Annotated in this window: 18 protein-coding genes; 10 read left to right on the top strand and 8 right to left on the bottom strand. The window is 71.9% G+C overall.

Annotated elements, in window-relative coordinates:
- Positions 1-158: 158 nt before the first annotated feature.
- Positions 159-1,787: an L-glutamate gamma-semialdehyde dehydrogenase gene (gene pruA / locus VAB18032_RS05235; protein WP_013731746.1), complete on the bottom strand. Its 1,629-nt coding sequence runs from the start codon at positions 1,785-1,787 to the stop codon at positions 159-161.
- Positions 1,788-2,090: 303 nt separating this feature from the next.
- On the opposite strand from pruA, the gene VAB18032_RS05230 reads away from it, so the two are divergent.
- Entirely contained in the window at positions 2,091-3,164 is a 1,074-nt protein-coding gene (locus VAB18032_RS05230; protein ID WP_013731745.1) for a hypothetical protein, read from the top strand.
- Between the two features lie 9 nt (positions 3,165-3,173).
- Here the strand turns inward: VAB18032_RS05230 and VAB18032_RS05225 are convergent, their stop codons facing one another.
- Complete coding sequence (locus VAB18032_RS05225; protein ID WP_013731744.1) at positions 3,174-3,692, bottom strand: DUF6912 family protein; 519 nt, start codon at positions 3,690-3,692, stop codon at positions 3,174-3,176.
- 235 nt (positions 3,693-3,927) lie between these two features.
- Between VAB18032_RS05225 and VAB18032_RS05220 the strand changes: the two genes are divergently transcribed.
- Positions 3,928-4,155, top strand: coding sequence for a helix-turn-helix transcriptional regulator (locus VAB18032_RS05220; RefSeq protein ID WP_013731743.1), 228 nt, complete (start codon positions 3,928-3,930; stop codon positions 4,153-4,155).
- Between the two features lie 117 nt (positions 4,156-4,272).
- The gene (locus VAB18032_RS05215; protein WP_043719766.1) at positions 4,273-4,884 is read left to right on the top strand and encodes an Rv3235 family protein; all 612 of its coding nucleotides are present in this window, start codon (positions 4,273-4,275) and stop codon (positions 4,882-4,884) included.
- 556 nt (positions 4,885-5,440) lie between these two features.
- On the opposite strand, the gene secA is transcribed toward VAB18032_RS05215, so the two are convergent.
- Complete coding sequence (secA, locus tag VAB18032_RS05210; protein ID WP_043719763.1) at positions 5,441-8,371, bottom strand: preprotein translocase subunit SecA; 2,931 nt, start codon at positions 8,369-8,371, stop codon at positions 5,441-5,443.
- A gap of 171 nt (positions 8,372-8,542) precedes the next feature.
- On the opposite strand from secA, the gene VAB18032_RS05205 reads away from it, so the two are divergent.
- Positions 8,543-9,757, top strand: a complete 1,215-nt coding sequence (locus VAB18032_RS05205; RefSeq protein WP_013731740.1) for a GNAT family N-acetyltransferase — start codon at positions 8,543-8,545, stop codon at positions 9,755-9,757.
- Entirely contained in the window at positions 9,754-10,863 is a 1,110-nt protein-coding gene (locus VAB18032_RS05200) for a GNAT family N-acetyltransferase (protein WP_013731739.1), read from the top strand. The genes VAB18032_RS05205 and VAB18032_RS05200 overlap by 4 nt, the downstream gene beginning before the upstream one ends.
- Positions 10,864-10,918: 55 nt before the next feature.
- Here VAB18032_RS05200 and hpf read toward each other — a convergent pair whose 3' ends face one another.
- The 5 genes from hpf to mtrA form a co-directional block, all read right to left on the bottom strand.
- Positions 10,919-11,548: a ribosome hibernation-promoting factor, HPF/YfiA family gene (gene hpf / locus VAB18032_RS05195; RefSeq protein ID WP_013731738.1), complete on the bottom strand. Its 630-nt coding sequence runs from the start codon at positions 11,546-11,548 to the stop codon at positions 10,919-10,921.
- A 248-nt stretch (positions 11,549-11,796) separates the two neighbouring features.
- Positions 11,797-12,495 (bottom strand): ComF family protein, encoded by a 699-nt coding sequence (locus VAB18032_RS05190; RefSeq protein WP_013731737.1) that lies wholly within the window; start codon positions 12,493-12,495, stop codon positions 11,797-11,799.
- A 7-nt stretch (positions 12,496-12,502) separates the two neighbouring features.
- Positions 12,503-14,296 carry an LpqB family beta-propeller domain-containing protein gene (locus VAB18032_RS05185; RefSeq protein ID WP_013731736.1) on the bottom strand — a complete coding sequence of 598 codons (1,794 nt, stop codon included), beginning with the start codon at positions 14,294-14,296 and terminating at the stop codon, positions 12,503-12,505.
- Positions 14,293-16,050 carry an MtrAB system histidine kinase MtrB gene (gene mtrB, locus VAB18032_RS05180; RefSeq protein WP_013731735.1) on the bottom strand — a complete coding sequence of 586 codons (1,758 nt, stop codon included), beginning with the start codon at positions 16,048-16,050 and terminating at the stop codon, positions 14,293-14,295. Before mtrB ends, VAB18032_RS05185 begins: the two co-directional genes overlap by 4 nt.
- A gap of 13 nt (positions 16,051-16,063) precedes the next feature.
- Positions 16,064-16,753 (bottom strand): MtrAB system response regulator MtrA, encoded by a 690-nt coding sequence (gene mtrA, locus VAB18032_RS05175; RefSeq protein WP_013731734.1) that lies wholly within the window; start codon positions 16,751-16,753, stop codon positions 16,064-16,066.
- 214 nt (positions 16,754-16,967) lie between these two features.
- On the opposite strand from mtrA, the gene VAB18032_RS05170 reads away from it, so the two are divergent.
- The 5 genes from VAB18032_RS05170 to VAB18032_RS05150 are packed head-to-tail and all read left to right on the top strand — an operon-like array spanning position 16,968 to position 22,120.
- Positions 16,968-17,813: a hypothetical protein gene (locus VAB18032_RS05170; protein ID WP_013731733.1), complete on the top strand. Its 846-nt coding sequence runs from the start codon at positions 16,968-16,970 to the stop codon at positions 17,811-17,813.
- Positions 17,810-18,481: a DUF4129 domain-containing protein gene (locus VAB18032_RS05165; protein WP_013731732.1), complete on the top strand. Its 672-nt coding sequence runs from the start codon at positions 17,810-17,812 to the stop codon at positions 18,479-18,481. The genes VAB18032_RS05170 and VAB18032_RS05165 overlap by 4 nt, the downstream gene beginning before the upstream one ends.
- Positions 18,478-19,830: a DUF4350 domain-containing protein gene (locus tag VAB18032_RS05160; RefSeq protein ID WP_013731731.1), complete on the top strand. Its 1,353-nt coding sequence runs from the start codon at positions 18,478-18,480 to the stop codon at positions 19,828-19,830. The genes VAB18032_RS05165 and VAB18032_RS05160 overlap by 4 nt, the downstream gene beginning before the upstream one ends.
- Entirely contained in the window at positions 19,827-20,813 is a 987-nt protein-coding gene (locus VAB18032_RS05155) for an AAA family ATPase (RefSeq protein ID WP_013731730.1), read from the top strand. Before VAB18032_RS05160 ends, VAB18032_RS05155 begins: the two co-directional genes overlap by 4 nt.
- Positions 20,810-22,120, top strand: a complete 1,311-nt coding sequence (locus tag VAB18032_RS05150; RefSeq protein WP_013731729.1) for a DUF58 domain-containing protein — start codon at positions 20,810-20,812, stop codon at positions 22,118-22,120. Before VAB18032_RS05155 ends, VAB18032_RS05150 begins: the two co-directional genes overlap by 4 nt.
- The last annotated feature ends 21 nt before the right edge of the window (positions 22,121-22,141 follow it).

The following is a 22,141-nucleotide window of genomic DNA, read 5'->3' as shown; positions in this document are numbered from 1 at the left end:
CACTGTCGGTGCGCGACGGTCCACCCGGCAGCCCCGCCGACGGCACCACCCGACCACGACCGACCCGCCCCCACGAGCGGCCTGTCCCCGCGAGCGGCGATGTTAAGAGGGGCCCCTTCCTATGCACCAGGCGTTAAGAAGGGGCCCTTCCTTACACCTCAGCCCATGTGGGGGTAGGTGTGGTCGGTGGGGGGCACGAAGGTTTCCTTGATCGTCCGGGGGGACATCCAGCGGACCAGGTTGTGCCAGGAACCGGCCTTGTCGTTGGTGCCGCTGGCGCGGGCGCCACCGAAGGGCTGCTGCCCGACGACCGCACCGGTCGGCTTGTCGTTGATGTAGAAGTTGCCCGCCGCGTACCGCATCTTCTCGGCCACCGCGTCGACCACCCGCCGGTCGGTGGCGAAGATCGAACCGGTCAGCGCGTACGGCGCGATCGCCTCGGCCTGGGTGACCACCTCGTCGAAGCGGGCGTCGTCGAAGACGTGCACGCCGAGGATCGGCCCGAAGTACTCGGTGGTGAACGTCTCGTGCGCCGGGTCACCGCATTCGAAGATGGTCGGGCGGACGAACCAGCCGACCGAGTCGTCGGCGGTGCCGCCGGCGATGATCCGGCAGCTGTCGTCGGTGGAGATCAGCTCCAGCGCGGCGGTGTGCCGGGAGAACGCCTTGTCGTCGATGACCGCGCCACCGAAGTTGCGGAAGTCGGTGACGTCGCCGTAGGTCAGGCCGTCCGCGGTGGCGGCCAGCCGGTCGCGCAGGCCACCTTCCCAGATCGACCGGGGAACGTACGCCCGGGAGGCCGCCGAGCACTTCTGGCCCTGGTATTCGAAGGCGCCCCGGATCAGCGCGGTGTGCAGGGCGTCGACGTCGGCGCTGGTGTGCGCCACCACGAAGTCCTTGCCGCCGGTCTCGCCGACCAGCCGGGGGTAGCCCCGGTAGCCGGCGATGTTCTCGCCCACCGTGCGCCACAGGTGCTGGAAGACCTTGGTCGAGCCGGTGAAGTGGATGCCGGCCAGGTCGGGGTCGGCGAGCACCACGTCGGAGACCTCCTCGCCCCGACCGGTGACCATGTTGATCACGCCGGGGGGCAGGCCGGCCGCCTCGAACAGCCGCATGGTGAAGTGCGCCGCGAACTGCTGGGTCGGGCCCGGCTTCCAGACCACCGTGTTGCCCAGCAGGGCCGGAGCCGAGGGCAGGTTGCCGGCGATCGCGGTGAAGTTGAACGGGGTGACCGCGTAGACGAAGCCCTCCAGCGGCCGGTGGTCGAACCGGTTCCACACGCCCGGCGAGGACATCGGCTGCTCGGCGAGCAGCTTGCGGGCGAAGAACACGTTGAACCGCAGGAAGTCGATGAACTCACAGGCCGAGTCGATCTCGGCCTGCACGGCGGTCTTCGACTGGCCGAGCATGGTGGCCGCGTTGAGGGTGTCGCGCCACGGGCCGGCGAGCAGTTCGGCGGCGCGCAGGAAGATCGCGGCCCGCTCCTCGAAGGGCAGTGCCCGCCATCCCGGGGCGGCGTCCTTGGCCGCCTTGACCGCAGCCCGGGCGTCGTCGTGGGTGGCGTGCCCGGTGACCCCGAGCACGTGTGCGTGCCGGTGCGGCTGCACCACCTGGATCGGCGCGCCGCCGGCCATCCGCTGCTCGCCCGCGATGGTCATCGGCAGGTCGATCCGCTCGGCGGTCAGCTCGGTGAGTCGCCGCTGGAGCCGTTCGGCGTCGGCGCTGCCCGGCTCGTAGGTGCGCACCGGCTCGTTGTGCGGCTCGGGTACGGAGAACACGGCGTCCATCAGGGCTCCTGGCGATCTCGACGACGGTGGCGAAACCGGCCCCAAGGGTGGCGGGACCGCGCGCCAATCTTCCCACGACCAGCTTCGACCGATCACCCCCTGGCCGTTGGACGACCGTAGATCCGGAGGCAAGCAGAGGAGTCAGGCAGAGATTCGTACCTTGAGGGCCACACAAACCGAAGGAACATAGATCATTTCAGGTACGCGCAGGGCTCAGGCTCCTCCTCCGCCGGGCCGCGTACGCTGGATTGCCGGTGACGTGCCCGGGCCGGATCGCCAGGTCCGGGCGGCGAAGGGGAAACGATGAGCAACCAGCCCGGTGGGCCGACCGCCGCGCAACCCGACCGGCCGCAGACCACCGACGAGGTGGCTGCCGACGGGCCGGATCCCGCCCCGACCCAGGACGCCGACGGGTCCGTCGAGCTGCTCAGCGACGCCGCGGACGGCTCCGCCCCACCGCCACGCGCGCCGGGCACCCTCGGGTTGGCGCTGCTGGCGACCGGTTGGCTGGCCGCCATGCTCTGGTCCACCCGGGAGGCGATCCAGTCGGCCACCGCCGGCGTCACCGCGATCAGCCTGTCCGCCTTCGCCCTGCCCGGCGTGATCTCGGCCGCCCTGGTGGCCGGTGCTGCGGTGGGCCTGGCGGTCAGCGAGCCGGTCACCCGCCGGGGCGATCGGGCCACCCTGCGCTTCGCGGTGGCGGTCGGCGTCGGCCTGCTGGTCGGGCTCGCCGCCGCCCTGGCCATCGAGCTCAGCTACGACGGCAACACCACCACCCGCACGATCGCCGGTACGACCGCCGCCGCGGCCGTCATCGGCGGCGCGTTGGCCGGTGCGCGCAACGGGGCGGTCATCGGCGCCGTGGCCTCCGCCGCCCTCGGCACGCTGCTCTTCGTCGTGGGCTTCAGCGTCGCCCGTGATCCCCTGTTCAACCTGTTCGGCGCGGGCGACAGCCAGCAGTCGCTGGTCACCGCGGCCACCTGGGTCTCGCGTACCGAATCGCTGCTCGCCGGACTCCTCGCCGGCCTGCTGGCCTTCGGCTATCTCACCTGGGCCCGGCGGCGAGCCGCCCGCCGCGACACCACCGTCACCGCCCTGCGCTGGCCGGCGTACCTGGTCGCCGGGGCCGGCCCCGGGCTCCTGCTGCTGCTCGCCGAGGTGATCATCCGGGTCGGCGGGCGTTCCCTGATCGACCTGGCCGCCGCGCTGAGCGAGGCCGACGCGGTGGCGCAGACCTCGCTGGGCACCTCCCGGGTGGACAACGGGATCTGGGTGCTGTTCGTGGGCGCACTCACCGCCATGATCATATTTGGCCGTACGCTGTCCCCGGCCCCGGAGACCGACCCCGAACCCGTCGAGGCCGGCGCAGCGCGCTGAGCGCGCGGGTCACCCCTGGTCGGCGGCGTCACGCAGCAGCAGCTCCAGCTCGCTGGGGTCGTACCACTCCAGCTCGTGGTCCTCGACACCATCGACGGTGAACTGCGCGTCCGGGTCGCCGGCCAGCGCCTCCATCACCACCTTCGCGGCGGCGGTGACATCCGGTACGGCGTCGACGCCGTCGACGTGCAGGGCCGCCACGGCGTTGGCCGCCACCACCCCACGCAGCTCCACCAGGCTCGAACCCAGCTCGCCGTCACCCCGGCCGAGCGCTGACGCGGGCAGATCCGCCGAGACCACCACCCGCCGACGCGGTGCCGCAGGATCATGATGGAGCAGTTGCAGGGCGTCCTGCGCGGCCCGGGTGAAGGCGACGTACTCCAACTCCTCCTCGTCACCCTCCGCGTACCACTCGCGCAGCATCGGAGTCACCGCGTGCGCCTGGGTCGCGGCAAGGCCGTGCTCGGGCAGCCTGGTCAGCATCGGTACGGTCGCCGACAGGTACACCCGGACAAGCTGGTCGGTCACGGTCGGTCTCCCCTGCTCTGCTCCGGTCGGCGACTGCGCCGCCCCGGGCGCACGCTCACCCTGAACGTCATACACCCCCCGCCACCGTGGTGAAAGCTCGGGGCGACCGGTGTGTCCAACGCGGCACCCAACGGTGGCACGCTCAGCGCCTGCTTACGATGTCACCCCTCGGCGGCAGACCCTGTCGTCCCTCGATGGCAAACTTAGGCAAACGACGCCAACCCGGGGAGTTCACGTGGAGACCAGGTTCCTGCTCCTGTCCGACGTGGCCGCCGAGCTGAACGTGTCGGATTCGCAGGTTTACCACATGGTGCGCAGCGGCGAGCTGCCTGCGATCAAGATCGGCGGCCGGGGTCAGTGGCGCGTCGAGCGCGCCCGGCTGGAGGAGTACATCCAGCAGAAGTACGCGGAAACCGCCGAGTGGGTACGCGGGAATCCGCTGACCGAGCGCGAACCCGAGTAGTCGCACCACGCCCGAAGGCATTGACCGACGACTCTGCCATGCCACAGAATGAGGTCTATCGAGAGCAAACGAAGGCAAACGTAGGAAACAACCGGATCGAGCGAGAGGGCCAGGGCGATGATCGATCCCCGGCGACCTGGGCCGAGCCACCCGCCTGTGCGGTTGCGGCCAGCACCCGCGTACGACCCGCCCTTCGTCGACGAGAGCGCCGGATGGCCCGAACCGGGCGACGGCCAACTCGCCCTCGACCTCTTCTCCGCCCACCAGCGATCCGCTCGGCATGCCTCGGAGCGCCCACCCCACCCGCGGGTCACCGCCCGCCCGGTCCCCGTACGCCCCGGCCACGATCCGGTCCGGCAGCTACCACCCGGCGCCCTGGCCACCGCCACCCCGTCGGCCACCCGGGTCGCCCACCGCTTCGTCGCAAACTGCATCGAGGTCTTCAACGGCTTCCGGCCGCCGGTGCAACTTCGCCGTCAACTGGACCCCACACGCAGCGCCCAACTGCTGCCCGAGCTGGCTCGCGCCACCGCCCGCGCCGTCCCGACGCGCCGCCGTACCCCCCGCCCCACCCTCCGGCTCCGCCGCCTGCGCGTCTGCGAACTCCACCCCGCCGCCATCGAGGCCGCCGCCGTACTCACCGGCGTCGTCGACACCAACTGGGCCATGGCACTACGTCTGGAACACCGGCGCGGCACCTGGCTCTGCACCGACCTCCGCGTCCTCTGACACCCTGACGTCCCCCGCAGCCCGCACTGACACCCTCGGCAGCCCCATCCCGATCCGCGTGCTTACCCACTGGCCAAGTCCGACCCAACCTCAGCCCCGCATCGTCGCCCTGCTCACCCGGCACCCAGCCCCGATCACCGACCTCCCGCCCAGGCTGGCCTCAACATCGGGACGCTGGAGCGACCCAACTGCCGCAGCAATCACCCACAGCATCCTCAAGAGCGCGCTCGATCCTGGATCGAGTGGTCACCTTGCCGCTCCGAAACCACTCGATCCCACATCGAGCAGGATCTTGCCCCGCCAACCCGCACCAGCACCCCGGAGCGCAACGCGAAGGCGGCGCGGAGGGCCAGCGCGAAGGATCAGCGCAAGGGCCAGCGCGGAGCGCAACGCGAAGGCGGCGGGGAGGGCGCAGAGCGGGGAGGAGGCCGAGCGGGGAGGGCGCAGCAGGGAGGAGACAACGGAACGGCAGTGTGGGAAGGGCGACGCAGGGCAGGGGGAATGTCGAAGCCCCGGACACCGCGTCAGCGGTGGCCGGGGCTTCGGGGGTGCTCAGTCAGCTGGCCGAGGTGCCACCGGGGGCACCGTGGCAGCGCTTGTACTTACGCCCGGAGCCGCAGGGGCACGGTGCGTTACGGGACGGGCCGTTGCTGGCTGCGGCCTGCCCGTTGGCCGCCGTCTGGCGGGCCGTGCTGGATGCCACTCCGGCACCGCGCAGGCCATTGGCCTGACGCTGCGGCGCGGCCGGGGCGGTGCGGCCGGGGGCTGCCGGTGCGTCGGGCTCCGGGCCACCGATGCCGAGCGCCGGGGCGCGCTGGTCGTCGCGCTGCACGGCGACCGCACCGGCGCCGGCCTCACCGTCGATGGTGGGGGCGGAGTACTGAAGGCCCTGCTGCTGCGGTGCACGGCCGAGGCCCTTGGCCCGGATCTCCACCGGCTTGTCCAGCAGCTGGACTTCCTCTTCCTCGGGCTCCGGCTCGTTGACCTGAACCTCGAGGTTGTAGAGGAAGCCGACCGTCTCCTCCTTGATGCCTTCCATCATGGTGGCGAACATGGCGAAGCCCTCGCGCTGGTATTCCACCACCGGGTCACGCTGGGCGTACGCCCGCAGCGTGATGCCCTCCTGGAGGTAGTCCATCTCGTAGAGGTGTTCACGCCACTTGCGGTCGATGACCTGGAGCAGCACCATCCGCTCCAGCTGCCGGGTGCCCTCGGCACCGAGCTGCTCCTCACGACGGTCGTACGCGGCGTGCGCGTCCGCCCGCAGTCGGGAGATGAGGAAGTCGGCGTCGATGCCGGCCCGGGAGCCGCCGGCCTCCTCCTCCATCTCCTCGATGGTGATGCCCACCGGGTAGAGCTGCTTGAGGCTGGCCCAGAGCTGCTCGAGATCCCACTCCTCGGCGTAGTTCTCCGACGTGGCGCCCTGGACGTACGCCTCGATCACGTCGTCGATCATGTTGCGGACCTGCTCGGAGAGGTCCTCGCCGTTGAGTACGCGCAGCCGCTCGGCGTAGATCACCTGGCGCTGCTGGTTCATGACCTCGTCGTACTTGAGGACGTTCTTGCGGATCTCGGCGTTCTGCCCCTCGATCTGGGCCTGCGCGCTCTTGATCTGGCGGGTGACCATCTTCGACTCGATGGGCACGTCCTCCGGGATGTTGAAGCGCTCCATGACCGCCTCGACCGCACCGGAGCGGAACCGCTTCATCAGCTCGTCCTGCAGCGACAGGTAGAAGCGCGACTCGCCCGGGTCACCCTGCCGACCGGATCGACCGCGCAGCTGGTTGTCGATCCGCCGGGACTCGTGCCGCTCGGTGCCCAGCACGTAGAGCCCACCGGCGGCGGCCACTTCCTCGGCCTCGGCCTCGCAGGCCTGCTTCCACTTCGGCAGGACCTCTTCCATCGCCTTGTCGTACTCTTCGGCGTTCTCCACCGGGTCGAGCCCGCGCTGGCGCAGCTCGCTGGCGGCGAGGAACTCGGCGTTGCCGCCGAGCAGGATGTCGGTGCCTCGACCGGCCATGTTGGTGGCGACGGTGACCGCGCCCTTACGGCCGGCCTGCGCGACGATCTCCGCCTCGCGGGCGTGGAACTTCGCGTTCAGCACCGAGTGCGGGATGCCCCGGCGGCGCAGCAGCTGGGAGAGGATCTCGGAGTTCTCCACCGAGACGGTGCCGACCAGCACCGGCTGCCCGGCCTGGTGGCGCTCGGCGATGTCCTCGATGACCGCGTTGAACTTGGCCTTCTCGGTCTTGTAGATGACGTCGGCCCGGTCCTGCCGGACCATCGGCCGGTGGGTCGGGATGGTCACCACGCCGACCTTGTAGACCTTGTTGAACTCGCCCGCCTCGGTCTGGGCCGTACCGGTCATGCCGGAGAGCTTGTCGTAGAGGCGGAAGTAGTTCTGCAGGGTGATGGTGGCCAGGGTCTGGTTCTCCTGCTTGATCTCCACCCCCTCCTTGGCCTCGATCGCCTGATGCATGCCCTCGTTGTAGCGGCGACCGTGCAGAATGCGGCCGGTGAACTCGTCGACGATCAGGACCTCGCCGTCGCTGACGATGTAGTCCTTGTCGCGCTTGTACAGCTCCTTGGCCTTGATGGCGTTGTTCAGGTAGCCGACCAGCGGAGTGTTCACCGACTCGTAAAGGTTGTCGATGCCGAGACGGTCCTCGACCTTGGCCACGCCGCGCTCGGTGACCGCGATGGTGCGCTTGGCGTAGTCGACCTCGTAGTCGCCCTCGCCGTCCTTGCCGGCCTGCAGGCGGGCCACCACGGCGGCGAACTCGCCGTACCAGCGGGCGGAGTGCTCGGCCGGACCGGAGATGATCAGCGGGGTCCGGGCCTCGTCGATCAGGATGGAGTCGACCTCGTCGACCACGGCGAAGTTGTGGCCGCGCTGGACCAGCTCGTCCTTCGACCAGGCCATGTTGTCGCGCAGGTAGTCGAAGCCGAACTCGTTGTTGGTGCCGTAGGTGATGTCGCACTCGTACGCCGCGCGGTGCTCGGAGGCGGGCCGGTTGGGCAGCACCACACCGACGGTCAGGCCGAGGAACTGGTGCACTCGACCCATCCAGGCCGCGTCACGTTGGGCCAGGTAGTCGTTGACGGTGACCACGTGCACGCCCTTGCCGGACAGCGCGTTGAGGTAGACCGGCATGACCGAGGTCAGCGTCTTACCCTCACCGGTCTTCATCTCGGCGATGTTGCCGAAGTGCAGCGCCGCGCCGCCCATCACCTGGACGTCGTACGGTCGCTGACCGAGCACCCGCGCCGCTGCCTCCCGGCAGACCGCGAACGCCTCGGGCAACAGGTCGTCCAGGGTCTCGCCTTCGGCGAGCCGTTCCCTGAACTGCTCGGTCATGCCGCTCAGCTCTTCGTCGGTGAGGTTGACGTAGTCGTCCTCGATCGAGTTGACGGCGGCGGCGATGGCCTTCAGCCGGCGCACCATGCGCCCCTCGCCCGCGCGAAGGACCTTTTCCAGAATCGACACGGATCAACGCTCCCCTAGACAGTCTCGAACCATCGTAGGCGTTTCATCGGGCCAATGGTCACTGGTGGCGGCCCTCGGCCATCGCGAAACCGACATAACGTCCGACGCTCCAGGCTACGCGCCCGGTTTACCCGTTACGCCGTGGGCGAACGATCCGGCACGATGGGTCGAATGGAGCCCGTGGAGATCACCGAGGCCGGACTGACGCTCCGGCCGTGGCGGCCGACCGACGCCGACGACCTGCATCGCGCCGGCCAGGATCCGGAGATCCAGCGCTGGATCGACTTCCCCCGACCCTACCGGCCGCAGGACGCACAACGGTTCATCGCGGGCCGCACGCGCCAGTGGGCGGAGGGCACGGCAGCCGCCTTCGCGGTCTGTGACGCCGCCACCGGCCGACTCCTCGGCGCCGCTGATCTGCAGCGAATCGACCGGAGCCGGCAGCTCAGCGAGATCGGCTACTGGACCGCCCCGTGGGCGCGCGGTCAGGGGGTGGCGGTACGCGCCGTCCGCGCCCTCGCCCGGTGGTCCTTCGCGGAACTGGACCTGCGCCGGCTGCTCTGGACGTCCCGCGCGGGCAACCACGCCGCCCGGCTGGTCGCCCTGCGCAGCGGCTTCCGGATCGAGGGTCGGCTGCGCGCCGCCGACCCGGCACCCGGCAGCTACGAGTGGGTCGGCTCGCTGCTGCCCGGTGAGGTGCCGGCACCCGGCGAGGTCGGTCCGGCCGGCCCAGGCTCCCTGGAGGCTCGCCGAGCCGCCGTCTTCGGCCGGGCCCAGCCCACCCTCTTCGCCAGCACATCGCGACGCGAGTTGCGCCTACGTCCGCTGGAGGACCGCGACCTCGACGCGTTGGTGATCACCTGCCAAGATCCGGAAACCCTGCGGTGGACCACCGTCCCGGAGGCCTACGACCGGTCGGCGGCCGTGTCCTTCCTGGCCCACTGCGAGGACTGCTGGGCCGGCGGCACCGCCACCTGCTTCGTGATCGCCGACGAGCAGGACCGCTACGCCGGCTCGATCGACCTGCGGCTGTCCTCCGGTGACCCGCTGCTGGCGACCGTCGGCTTCATGACCGCGCCGCACGCCCGGGGTCGCGGCTACCAGACGGCGGCGCTGGCGGCGCTTACCACCTGGGGCTTCGCCACGCTCGGGCTGGCCCGCATCGAGTGGTGGGCCAAGGTCGGCAACGTCGCCTCCCGCCGGGTCGCCGAGAAGGTCGGCTTCGCCATGGAGGGCACCGCCCGGGCTGCGCTGAACCACCGCGGCACCCGGGCCGACGCCTGGGTCGGCGCGCTGCTGGCCGAGGACCTGGTCCCGCTGAGCAGCGCGGCACGGACCAGCGCAGGTACCAGCAACCGGCCGGCAGCGGGCCAGGTGACGGTGTGACGCCGGAGACGATCGAAGCCCACGGCGTACGCCTGCGGCCGTTCCGTCCGGCCGACGAGGCCGATGTCGTCGCCGGCTGTGCCGACCCGCTGACCCAGCGGTTCCTCGACGGCCTGCCCAGCCCGTACACCGAGGCCGACGCCCGGTGGTGGATCACCGAGGGTGCTCCCGCGGCGTTCGCCGCCGGTGGGGCCGCGTACGCCGTCGCCGATCCGGCCACCGACCGGCTGCTCGGCACCATCGGGCTGAGCCACGCGATGCCACCGCGACGGCAGGCCGAGATCGGCTACTGGGTGCATCCGGATGCGCGGGGACGTGGGGTGGCAACGGCGGCCACCCGGGCGCTGGCCGAGCGCGCCTTCACCGACGGCATCGAAAGGCTGGAGTTGCTCGCCCAGGTCGAGAACGTGGCCAGCCAGCGGGTCGCGTTGGCCACCGGTTTCCGACCCGAGGGGATACGTCGAGGTGGTGGCCGGGCGCGCGATGGAGGCCGACGGGACCTGGCCGTCTGGGTACGGCTGGCCGACGATCCGCCCGGACCGTACCCCCGGCTGCTGCCCGACCTGCCCGGTGGGCGACTCACCGACGGGGTGATCGTGCTGCGGCGGCTCGGGCCCGAGGACACCGACGAGATGTACCGCCTGAACACCAGCCCGGACGTGGTGGCCAGCCGGGTACCACCGGGTCCGCCGGCCCGCGAGGAGATCGTCCGGCGCAGCGTCGGTGCGGCGCACCAGTGGCTGGTCGGTACGGTCGCGTCGATGACCATCCTCGACGCGGCCTCGGGGTCGGTGGCCGGAACCTGCATGTTGCTGCACGACCAGCCCGGCGGGCAGGGGATGCTCGGCTACAGCCTGTTCCCGCAGTGGCGGGGACGCGGCTTCGCCACCCGCGCGGTGCGGCTGCTCGCCAGGTGGGGCTTCGAGCAGGTCGGTCTGGCCCGGTTGTGGGCCGGCACCCTCCCGGAGAACCAGGCCTCCCGGCGGGTGCTGGAACGGGCCGGCTTCCGCTACGAGGGGCTGTTGCGCGCCCGGCTTCCCGGCGCGGAGGGCAGCCGGGGCGACTCGACCGTGTACGGGCTGCTCCCCGGCGAACTGCGGGACTGACCGCGGACGGAGCGGTGCGGGCCGGGGCGCTGCCGCCGGCCCGCACCGACGCCGGTCAGATGTCCAGCGAGATGATGCCGTAGTCGTAGGCGTGCCGTCGGTAGACCACGCTCGGACGACCCGATTCCTTGTCCTGGAACAGATAGAAGTCGTGGCCGACGAGTTCCATCTGGAACAGCGCGTCGTCGACGGTCATCGGCTCGGCCGGGTGCACCTTCTCCCGGGCGATGTGCCACGGCTGGTCGTCGTACTCGTCCTCCTCGGCGCGTTCGGCGACCGCAGTGGCAGCGCTGGCCGGTGCGCCCAGGGCGGCGGAGGGGAGGTCGGTTACCGGCAGGCCGGCGGTGGCGGCGGCGACCGACAGCGGCGCGTGCCGGCCGCGGTGCACCCGGCGCCGGTCGGCGGCGCGGCGGAGTCGGGCGTCGAGCTTGGCGATCGCGGCGTCCAGGGCGCTGTAGAAGTCGCTCGTGCAGGCCTCGGCCCGGATCACCGGGCCCCGGGAGAAGCAGGTGATTTCCACTCGCTGGCAGTGGTCGGCCTGGCGCGGATTGCGCTCGTGGAAAAGCTCCACCTCGGCACGAATCAGCTTGTGGTCGTAACGTTCGATCTTCGCCAGTTTTTCTGCTACGTGCACCCGGTAATGATCCGGCACTTCGACGTTACGGCCCTTGACCACGATGTCCACCGTGACCTCCTTGCTCGGACGGTCTTTGCTCCGAAAACTCCGGTCGCGCGTCCGGGGAGGGGCCCCGCTCGGCGTCGACCGGTCAATACGGCTACGCCTCCTCTCACCGCCGGGGGTGGGTGGCTGACCTCCTACCCTCGACAAGCAAACGCTAACTCTTGTTTGCCCGCTCGTCATCCCCAGCCCTCGACAACGGCCGGAATTTTGCAAAGATCACACACGAAGGAGTGAATTGGAAACACAATCCGTCACCGTTGGTGCCTTTTTTCGGTGGCGGCCAGCACCGCCGCCACCGACGGCGACATTCCTTGTACGGCCAGCAATTGACTGATCGCGGCAAGTGTCGACCCGGTGGTGACGATGTCGTCCAGCAGGACCACTGTCGCGCCGGGCGGCACCGGACCGGCGTCCGGCCGTACCCGGAAGGCGGCCAGCGCCGTCGCCGCCCGACCGGCGCTGTCCAGGGTGACCGAGTCCGGCCGGGGCAGCGCACGTACCGGCCGATCAACGCGTACCGGCCAGCCGGCCGCGTCGAGCCGACGGGCGCAGTGCCGGGCGAGCCGGCCGAGGTGATCGCCGAAGCGGGCCCGGGCCGCCGCCGGGGTGTCCGGCACCGGCACCAGCACCAGCGGCCGGGCCGAGCCGACCGCATCGGCCACGACCTCGGCGAGCAACGCGCCCAGCGGTCGGGCCAGACCGTGTCGGCCATGTTCCTTGTACGCGAGCAGGGTCTCCCGCAGCGGCCCGCCGTAGCTGCCGAGCGCGTGACAGGGCGGCAACCCCACCGGGGCCGGCACCGGTCGGACCTGCACGGGGCGCAGCGCGTGCAGCGCGGTCACGCAGTGCGGGCAGACGCCGTGCCGCAGCCCGGGCCGGCGCTGCCGGCAGCCGGCGCATTCGATGGGCAGGGCCAGGTCGGCCAGATCCGCCCACAGCCCGCGCAGCACGGTCGCCTCAGTAGAGGAAGACGGGGGCGGTGGGATTGCCCGGGCGGACCCCGGTCGGCGGCGCCGTGACGTCCTGGACCTGTTCGCGCACGATCCGCTCGAACGGGTTGTTGCGGTAGGTCACGCCGTTGGCCTCGTACATGAACGTGGCGGCGAGCGGCGAGGTCGGGGTGGCCGGGTGGGCGGCCAGGTGGGTGACCTCGGCACCGGCGTCGTCGCGCAGCCGGGTCTCCAGCGCCCCGTCGACGCTGACGTCGTAGATCGCGGGTCGACCGGCGGCCCCGGCCACCAGCAGGCGGCTCTCCGCCCACCAGTCGACCGCGGTCAGTCGGTTCAGTGAGGTCGCCAGGCGTCGGGCCGGGCCGATGGTGGGCACCCCGCCCTCCCAACTGATCGCAGCCACGTGCAGCGCACCGCCGACGATCAGGGCGATCCGGTGCCCGTCCAGCGAAGCCGCCACCGCGTCGACCCGGCCCGGCAGGCCGAGCTGCACCGGGCGCATGGCCCCCCGGTCGTCGAAGCGGTACAGCTCGCCGTCGGCGACCACCAGACCGGCCGGCTGATCGCTGTCGGTACGCAGCCAGACCGGCCGACCGATCACGGTGTGTGCCGGCCCCGTCATGAAGGTCTCCACCACGTCCCGGCCCCGGCCGACCCGCAGCCGCTGCCCGGCGCCGTCGCTCACCACCAGGGCGGCCAGCACGTCGCTGCCGGCGCGGCGCAGCCCGGCGGAGAGCACGTCGTGGTTCGCGTCGGCCGCCACCGGAACCCGGCCGATCGGCTCGTTGGCCACGGCGAGCGCGTGGATGGCGCCCTCGTAGACGCAGAACCGTCGGGCGCTGCTGTCGTCGAGCCGGTACAGCTGATTCGACGCCCGCTGTTCGCCCAGGTCGACCAGCTTCCGGGACTGGTTCAGGATCTTGATTTCCAGGATGCCGTCCAGTTCCAGCAGCGACCAGGCCAGCTGGGTGGCGAACTGCTCCAACCGGACCTCGTCGGCACCGGGCATGTCGAGGTTGACCTCCCACCGGCCGTCCGAGCCGGTGGCATTGTTGATCATCTCGGTGCGGTCGGGCAGCCCGGAGACGCCGACCCGCAGCCAGTCCGACGGGCCTGCGGTCAGCCAACGGACCACCTCGCTCACCCGACGCTCGGCGGGCACCGCCGAGGAGAGGTACCGCTGGTCGGGCACCAGCCGGGTCCGTTCGGAGTTCCAGAAGTAGATGGATTCGGCCTGGTAGTACAGGCGCAGCGCCTCGTCGCTGAGCAGCAACACGTTCGGCGGGCCGCTGACGTAGAACCCGGCGTCGTCCTGACCCGCCGGACCGGCATTGATCAGCCGGAACTCGTACGTCGTCTCGGTGGCCAGGGGCGGCACCAGCATGCCGTTGGCCCGCAGCAGGCCGACCTGCTGCACGCTGATGGTGACCTTCATGCTGTCGACGTCCGGCTCGATCACCGGGTCGTCGGTGAGGCGTACCACCGACAGCGCCACCTCGCTGCCCTGCTTCACCTGCAGGCCGCCGCGCTCCGCCACCGCGATGTACTGCTTGACCCGGTCGTACGCCCGATCCGGCTCGCCTGCCGCAGCGGCCAGGAAGTTACGGACGAAGGCCTCGGCGTCGCTTCCGCTGGCCTCCCGTGCCGGCGGTTCGCTGCCCCGACCCAGCGACCAGCTTGCCTCCGCCGCGGGCCCTCGCTGCTCGGTCTGCACCTCCGACCGGTCGGGGATGCCGCAACCGACCGCGCCGGCCAGCACCAGCGTCGCGCCGAGCGCACCGCTGAGCAGTCGTCGCCTCACGAAGCCACCTCCGCGCGCTGCTCAGGGACCGACTTCGCCGGCCCGACCGTGAGTGCGCCGTCCGGTCCCGGGCCGATGGCCAGCTGACTCTCGGTCGACGTCGCGCCGAACGACACGGCCGCGTCCGCCGGCACCAGCCGCAGCGGCGAGGTGATCAACCGGTCGCCGGCCCGCGCCGGCAGGGTGAGCCGGAACTGTGCGCCCTGCCCCGGCGCGCCCCATGCCTCCAGCCAGCCACCGTGCAGCCGGGCGTCCTCCAGGCTGATCGACAGGCCCAGCCCGGTGCCGCCGGTCTGCCGGGCCCGGGACGGATCGGCCCGCCAGAACCGGTTGAAGACCAGCTTCTCCTCGCCGGGCTTGAGCCCGACGCCATGATCGCGGACGGTGACCGCGACAGCGGTGTCGTCCATCCCCAGGGTGATGCGCACCGGCCGACCCTCGCCGTGCTCCACCGCGTTTCCGACCAGGTTGCGCAGCACCCGCTCCACCCGGCGCGGGTCGATCTCGGCGATCACCGGGGTCGCCGGCACGTCCAGTTCGATCTCCACGCCGACCCGTTCGGCCAGGCCGGAGAGGCGGTCCACCACCCGGTGCACCACCGGCACCAGGTCGGCCGGCTCGGCGTCGAGGACCGCGAAACCGGCGTCGAACCGGCTGATCTCCAGCAGGTCCGTCAGCAACTCCTCGAAGCGGTCCAGCTCGGCTTGCAGCAACTCGGCGCTGCGCGCCACCGACGGCTCGAACCCGTCCCGCTCGGCGAAGATCAGATCGGCGGCCATCCGTACCGTGGTCAGCGGGGTACGCAGCTCGTGCGAGACATCCGAGGTGAACCGCCGCTGCAGTCGCGACATCTCCTCCAGACGCAGGATCTGCCGTTGCAGGTTGGTGGCCATCTGGTTGAAGGAGGCGGCGAGCAGGGCCAGGTCGTCCTCGCCGTTGACCGCCATCCGCTGATCGAGCAGCCCGGCGGAGAGCCGCTGGGCGGTGCGGGCCGCCACCCGTACCGGCGTCACCACCAGCCGGGTCACCAGCGCCGCGAGCAGGCCGAGCAGCAACACCAGGGCAAGGCCGGTGAGCAGCACCGTGGTCCGCGCCTGGCTGGCCGTCGAATCCTGCAACGTCAGCGGTACGAAGTAGTAGAGCTCCACCTGACCGAAGCGGGTCGGTACCGGCGAGCCGTAGACCAGGTACTTGGTGTCCCGATCGCCGGTGAGCCTGCCGGTCTGGATCTGGTTGGCCACGTTGCCGCCGGCCACCGCCGCCCGCAGCTCGGGGCTGATCAACGGCCGGAAGTCCACCGCGGGCGAACTGCGCGGCAGGATCATGCCACCGACGCCGTCCGCGGTCAGCGCCACCACCACACCGCTGGTCTGCTGCGGGTCGCCGCCGGCCAGGTAGTTGACCGTGCCGTCGATGGTCTCCTGGAGCTGGGCCTCCTGCGGCTGGCTGTAGAGGCTGAACTGCTTGGCCGCGTACTCCGCTCCGCTGGTCAGCCGCAGCCGCACGTCGGTCTTGGCGTTGTCCAGCAGAATGCTGGTGATCTTGCCGGCGATCAGGTAGGCGAAACCGCCCACCAGCAGGCTCGACACCACGAGTGTGATGGTGACCACCCGCACCTGCAGCGAGCGCCGCCAGGTGTGGTGCAGGCCGGCGAACACGCGGGCGGCCCGACCGCTGAGCCGACGCCACAACTCCCGCCCCGCGCCGGGGCGGCGGGACGTGGTGTCGGGATCCGGAATCGGGGCGGCGGTCACAGTGCGACCCAGGCTATCCGGTACCCGCCTTGTAGCCCACGCCCCGCACGGTGAGGATGATTTCAGGTCGCTCCGGATCCGGCTCGATCTTGGCCCGCAGGCGTTGTACGTGCACGTTCACCAGTCGGGTGTCGGCCGCGTGCCGGTAGCCCCAGACCTGCTCCAGCAGGACCTCCCGGGTGAAGACCTGGCGCGGCTTGCGGGCCAGCGCCACCAGCAGATCGAACTCCAGCGGGGTCAGCTTCACCTCCTCGCCGTTGCGGCTGACGGTGTGCGCCGGCACGTCGATGGCGATCTGGTTGCCGGGCGGGCCGATGGTGAGCAGCTCCGGCGCGGCGTCCTCGCCCCGGCGCAACCGGGCCCGCATCCGGGCCACCAGTTCCTTGGGCTTGAACGGCTTCACCACGTAGTCGTCGGCCCCGGACTCCAGGCCGAGCACCACGTCGACGGTGTCGCTCTTGGCGGTCAGCATCACGATCGGTACGCCGGACTCGGCCCTGATCGCCCGCGCAACGTCTATGCCGCTCATTCCGGGCAACATGAGGTCAAGCAGGACGATATCGGGACGATTGTCGCGGAACGCCGCCAGCGCGCGTTCCCCGTCCGCCACGAAGGAGGGCATGAACCCCTCGCTACGCAGGACGATGCCGAGCATCTCGGCGAGCGCAGGGTCGTCGTCGACCACCAGTACCCGGGCTCTCATGGGGTTAATGTTTCCATCCCGTTCAGTTCAGGGGGTTCGGGCGTCATCCCGGCACGCTACTGCCGGGACCCACGCCGTGCCCAGCACCCGCCGGTACACCGCTCACACGAGCCGCCCCACCGGCCGGGGCTCCACCTGTCCGACTCGCGCGTGTCAACATGATCCCTGGCTGCGTCCCCGCGCGCCACCGCCCCCGCCTTCCACAGGAGTGCGCGTGCCCCACGCCGGCTCGATCGCGGTACTCCCCAACCGGCCGCTCACCGTCGGTGAACTGCTCGACTCCGCCGTGCTGCTGCTGCGCGGGCACCTGGGGGCACTGCTTCCCCTGGCCGGAGCGCTCGCCCTCGTCGAACAACTCCTCCTGCTGCCCCTGCGGTCCGCCGTCGGCGTCGATCCACCACTGTGGTGGACCCTGTCGATGAGCAGTCTGGGCCCCTTCCTGGTCCTGCTCGCCATCGGCGCAGCGACCGAAGCCGTGATCATCACGCTGCTCGGCAACCCGGCCGCCCGGGCCGCCGGCAACGCCCTGGTCGGCCGTCCGACAAGCATGCGGGACCTGCTCCGCCCCCGGGGTGCCCGCTGGGGCGCCACCCTGCTGCTCTGCCCGGTCGTCGGCGTCACGATGTTGCTGGCGTCCCTGCCCGGCCCGACCTGGTTCCTCGGATTCGCGCTGCTCGGCGGGGTGGCCCCGGCACTGGCCCTGGACCGGCTCAGGCCGCTGCGTGCGCCGATCCGTTCCGTCGACCTCGCGCTGCGGGTCGGCGGCCGTGCCGCCGGTCTGCGGCTGCTCGGTTACCTCGTCTGGTGGCTGCTCCGGGTCGGTCTCGCCTGGGGCATGTTCACCGGGTTGTCCAGCCTGAACCTGATCGCGGCGGGCTGGGCCGTCGCCGTGGCCATGCTGCTGTGGGCGGCCGTCAACATGGTCGGCTACGCCGGGCTGGCCTGCCTGGACGCGGTCCTGCACCTGGAGACCCGGATCCGCACCGAGGGGCTGGACATCCACCTCTCCCGGGCACCCGTAGACGCGCCGCGGACCACCCTGTTGGCGGTGGGCAGATGAGCTTCACCCGCTGGTGGACCGAGACCACGGCTGCGCTCGGTGATCACGTCCCACTGCCCCTTGTCGCGTTGCTGCTGGTGCTCACCACGATGCTGGCCTCCACCGGCTGGTACACCTACCCCGCCTGGGTGCCACGCCGGTTTCCCCGACCGCACCGGTTCCCCCGACTGCGTCGGCGCCGACGTCCCGCCCGGGCACCCCGGCCGCGCCGGGCCGACACCGACCCTGCCGTCGACCTTGCGTCGCCGCAGCCGACCGGACCACCGGCGCACCATGTCACGCTGGCCGACCGGCTGGCCGCCGAAGGACGCTACGACGAGGCGATCCGGGAGCGGCTGCGCGGCATGGTCCGGGAACTGTCCGCCCGTGACCTGGTGTCGGTACGCCCCGGCACGACGGTCACCGAGATCGTCGAGGCAGCCGCCACCCGCCACCCACCGGCCGGTCCGCCGCTGGCCGCCGCGGCGACAATCTTCGCCCGCGTCTGGTACGCCCAGCATCCCGGCACCGCCGACCACGACCAGCGGGTACGCGACCACGCCGCCACGCTGCACCGGCTGCTCACCGACGGGCCCGCCGACAGCAGCGACGGCGCGGTATCAGCCGGCAGCGGCGGGGTATCAGCCGGCAGCGGCGGGGGCGAAGGTTCCGGGGAGTACGTCCGGTGAGCGCGCCGACGGTACACCGACGGCGGCACCGCATCCTGATCCCGGTGTTGCTGAGCGCCCTGGTGGTCATCACCACCCTGGTCACCCACGCGATCGACCAGCCGGACCAGACCGACGCGGGATTCCTGTCACCGCTGTCGACCGGGGACGACGGCGGCAGCCGGTTGGCCGCCGGCCTGGCCGAACGTGGCGTGCAGGTGCAACGGGAGACCGACACCCTCGCGGCGCTGCGGGCGGCGAGGTCTCGCCCGGCCACCCTGTTCGTACCGGCCCCGGAACTGCTGCACCCGCAGACCGTCGACTACCTGAACCTGCTGCCCGGCCACACCCGGCTGGTGCTCGTCGACCCGCCCCGGCGGGTACTTGCCGCCGCCGGGATGCCACTGCGACCGGCAGGTCGGCGGTGGGCGGCCCGCGCCGTCACCCCACACCTCACCGGGCCCTGCGCACTGCCCGAGGTCACCGGCGCGACCGCCGCCGTCGCCCGGCAGCGGTACGCCCCCACCGGCCCGCCCGGCTCGGTGGACCTCTGCTACTCCGCCGGGCTGGCCCGACTTCCCGGTGCGGCCGAGAACGTGGTGGTGGGCGCCAGTGATCCGTTCCGCAACGGCCGCATCGGCGAGTGGGACAACGAGCTCTTCGCCACCGCTCTGCTCGCCACCACCGGCCGGGTGCTCTGGCTCGACCTCGACGGACCGGCACCTCCACCACCCACACCCAGCACCGTGCGGACCACACCGCCGTCCGAGCCGGACGAGGAACCCTACGACGAACCCGACGGCGACCAGGGCGACCTGGGTGCCGGCGACAGCACCGAGACCATGCCGCCCGCACCACCGGGCGGTAACGCCTCCGGCTCCGACGGACCGGGCCGGGAGCAGACCAGCAACCCGCTCTGGTCGGCCTTTCCTCCCTGGTTCTGGGCGCTGCTTGCACAGCTCGCGCTGGCCGCGCTGCTGATCGCCATCGCCCGGGCCCGCCGCTTCGGCCCGCCCACGCCCGAACCGCTGCCGGTGACCGTCCCGGCTGCGGAGACGGTGTTCGGCCGGGCCCGGCTCTACCATCGGGCGAAGGCTCACCAGAGCACCGCCGAGGTGCTCCGCGCCGCCGCGAAGGACCGGCTGGGGCGGCGGCTGCAGCTGCCGGCCGGCACCCCCGACGTGGCTGCCGTCGTGGCCGCCGAGACCGGCGAACATCCGGACACCGTCCGTGACCTGCTCCAGGGCGACGCCCCGGACACCGACCAGGAACTGCTGGAACTGGCGAAGGAACTGGATCGCGCGGCTCGCGACCCGCGACCGTCCCCAGTTCGGCCGCCGCTGCCCCGATCCGAAGGAGACCCCCGGTGACCCGACCCGCCACGCTCAGCGACCCGCTGGCCGCCGACCCCAGCCGGGCCGCGCTGCACCGACTGCGTACCGAGGTGGCCAAGGCGGTCGTCGGGCAGGACAGGGTGGTCACCGGGCTGATCGTCGCCCTGCTCTGCCGCGGTCACGTGCTGCTGGAGGGCGTACCCGGGGTGGCCAAGACGCTCCTGGTACGCACCATCGGCGCGGCGCTGGACCTGTCGACCCGACGGGTGCAGTTCACCCCCGACCTGATGCCGGGCGACGTGACCGGCTCAATGATCTTCGACGCCCGTACCGCGGCCTTCACCTTCCGGGAAGGACCCGTCTTCACCAACCTGCTGCTCGCCGACGAGATCAACCGGACGCCGCCGAAGACCCAGTCCGCCCTGCTGGAGGTGATGGAGGAACGGCAGGTCACCATCGAGGGCACGCCGCATCCGCTGCCCGACCCCTTCATCGTCGCCGCCACCCAGAACCCGGTGGAGTACGAGGGCACCTACCCGCTGCCCGAGGCGCAACTGGACCGGTTCCTGCTCAAACTCACCGTGCCGCTGCCCGCTCGTGAGGAGGAGTTGGGCGTCCTGCGCGCCCACCACGCCGGCTTCGACCCCCGGGACCTGGCCGCCGCCGGCGTACGCCCGGTGGCCGACGCGACCGACCTCGCCGTGGCCCGCGCGGCGGTCGGCCGGGTGCACGTCGCCGAGCCACTGTTCGGCTACGTCGTCGACCTGTGCCGGGCCACCCGCGCCATGCCCGCGCTCGAACTGGGCGCCTCGCCACGTGGGGCGACCGCGCTGCTCGGCACCGCCAAGGCGTGGGCCTGGCTGGCCGGGCGCGACCACGTGGTGCCCGACGACGTGAAGGCGATGGCCCGGCCCACCCTGCGGCACCGGCTGCGGCTGCGCCCGGAGGCCGAACTGGAGGGGGTCGGGATGGACGCCGTACTGGACTCGGTGCTCGCCACCGTGCCCGCACCACGATGACGTGGCGGGCGGCAGCACTGCTCGCGGCCGGTGCGCTGACCCTGCCCGCCTGGCCCGCGCCCTTCATCGGGGTGGCGGTGATGACCGGCGTGGTCCTGGTGTTGTGCGCCCTGGACTTCGCGCTGGCCGCACCGCTGCGCGGGCTCACCGTCGAGCGCGACGGTGAGCGTTGCGTCCGGCTCGGTGAGACCGCCACCGTCACGGTGCACCTGCACAACGACACCGGCCGGACGTTGCACGCCCAGATCCGCGATGCCTGGGTGCCGTCGGCCGGGGCGCAGCCGGACGTACCACCCGACCGCGTCGTGCACGTGCCCGCCGGTGACGTGGCGGCCCTGCCCAGCCGGCTCACCCCGACCCGCCGCGGTGACCGGCCGGCGGTGGCGCTGACGGTCCGCTCGCTCGGGCCGCTCGGGTTGGCGTTCCGGCAGCGCACCGGCCGTCCGCCCACCCCACCGTGGACGCTGCGGGTGCTGCCCCGCTTCGACTCCCGCCGGCATCTGCCCGAGAAGCTGTCCCGGCTGCGAGTGATCGACGGCACGCAGGTCGGCCAGGGACGCGGCGCGGGCACCGAGTTCGACACCCTGCACGAGTACGTGCCCGGCGACGACGTACGGTCCATCGACTGGCGGGCCAGCGCCCGCCGGGCCGAGGTGCTGGTACGCACCTGGCGGCCGGAACGGGACCGGCGGCTGGTGTGCGTGCTGGACACCGGCCGCACCTCCGCCGTACTGCTCGGCGACGAGCCCCGGCTGGACGCCTCGATCGACGCGGCCCTGCTGCTCACCGCCCTGGCCGCACGGGCCGGTGACCGGGTGGACGTGCTGGCCGCCGATGCCGTCTCGCGTGCCTCGGTCGGCGGCGCCGAGCGACCGGCCCAGTGGCCCCGGTTGGCACATGCGCTGGCCCCCCTGCAACCGGCGCTTGTCGAGACCGACTTCCAGCTGATCGCGGGCGAGTTGCTGCGCCGCCACCGGCCGCGCAGTCTGGTGGTGCTGCTCACCTCGCTGGAGCCCGGGGCGCTCGGGTCGGGACTGCTGCCGGTGCTGCCCCGGCTCGCCGCCCGGCACCGGGTGCTGGTGGCGGCGGCCCAGGATCCGGTGCTGACCGCGCTCACCAGCACACCGCCCCGCCACCCGCGAGACGCCTACAACGCCGCCGCTGCCTGGCGTACGCTCGCCGAACGTGACCGCCTGACGGCGGCGCTGGCCCGCTACGACGTCGCTGTGGTGGACGTGCCCGCCCCTCGGCTGGCGCCGGCCCTGGCCGACGCCTACCTGCGCCTCAAGGCCGCCGGCCGGCTCTGAGCCGACCTCGTCGCGGCCCGC

The organism is Micromonospora maris AB-18-032 (assembly GCF_000204155.1).
Classification (GTDB): Bacteria; Actinomycetota; Actinomycetes; order Mycobacteriales; family Micromonosporaceae; genus Micromonospora; species Micromonospora gifhornensis.
Note: the sequence above shows the minus strand (reverse complement) of the source record. Positions and strands in the feature narration are given on the sequence as shown.

Excerpts from the sequence above, each read along its gene's own strand:
- VAB18032_RS05205 (WP_013731740.1), top strand. The coding sequence starts at position 8,543 with ATGGAGCCCGTGGAGATCACCGAGGCCGGACTGACGCTCCGGCCGTGG.
- VAB18032_RS05165 (WP_013731732.1), top strand. The coding sequence starts at position 17,810 with ATGAGCTTCACCCGCTGGTGGACCGAGACCACGGCTGCGCTCGGTGAT.
- VAB18032_RS05230 (WP_013731745.1), top strand. The coding sequence starts at position 2,091 with ATGAGCAACCAGCCCGGTGGGCCGACCGCCGCGCAACCCGACCGGCCG.
- VAB18032_RS05150 (WP_013731729.1), top strand. The coding sequence starts at position 20,810 with ATGACGTGGCGGGCGGCAGCACTGCTCGCGGCCGGTGCGCTGACCCTG.
- pruA (WP_013731746.1), bottom strand. The coding sequence starts at position 1,787 with ATGGACGCCGTGTTCTCCGTACCCGAGCCGCACAACGAGCCGGTGCGC.
- VAB18032_RS05215 (WP_043719766.1), top strand. The coding sequence starts at position 4,273 with ATGATCGATCCCCGGCGACCTGGGCCGAGCCACCCGCCTGTGCGGTTG.
- mtrA (WP_013731734.1), bottom strand. The coding sequence starts at position 16,753 with ATGAGAGCCCGGGTACTGGTGGTCGACGACGACCCTGCGCTCGCCGAG.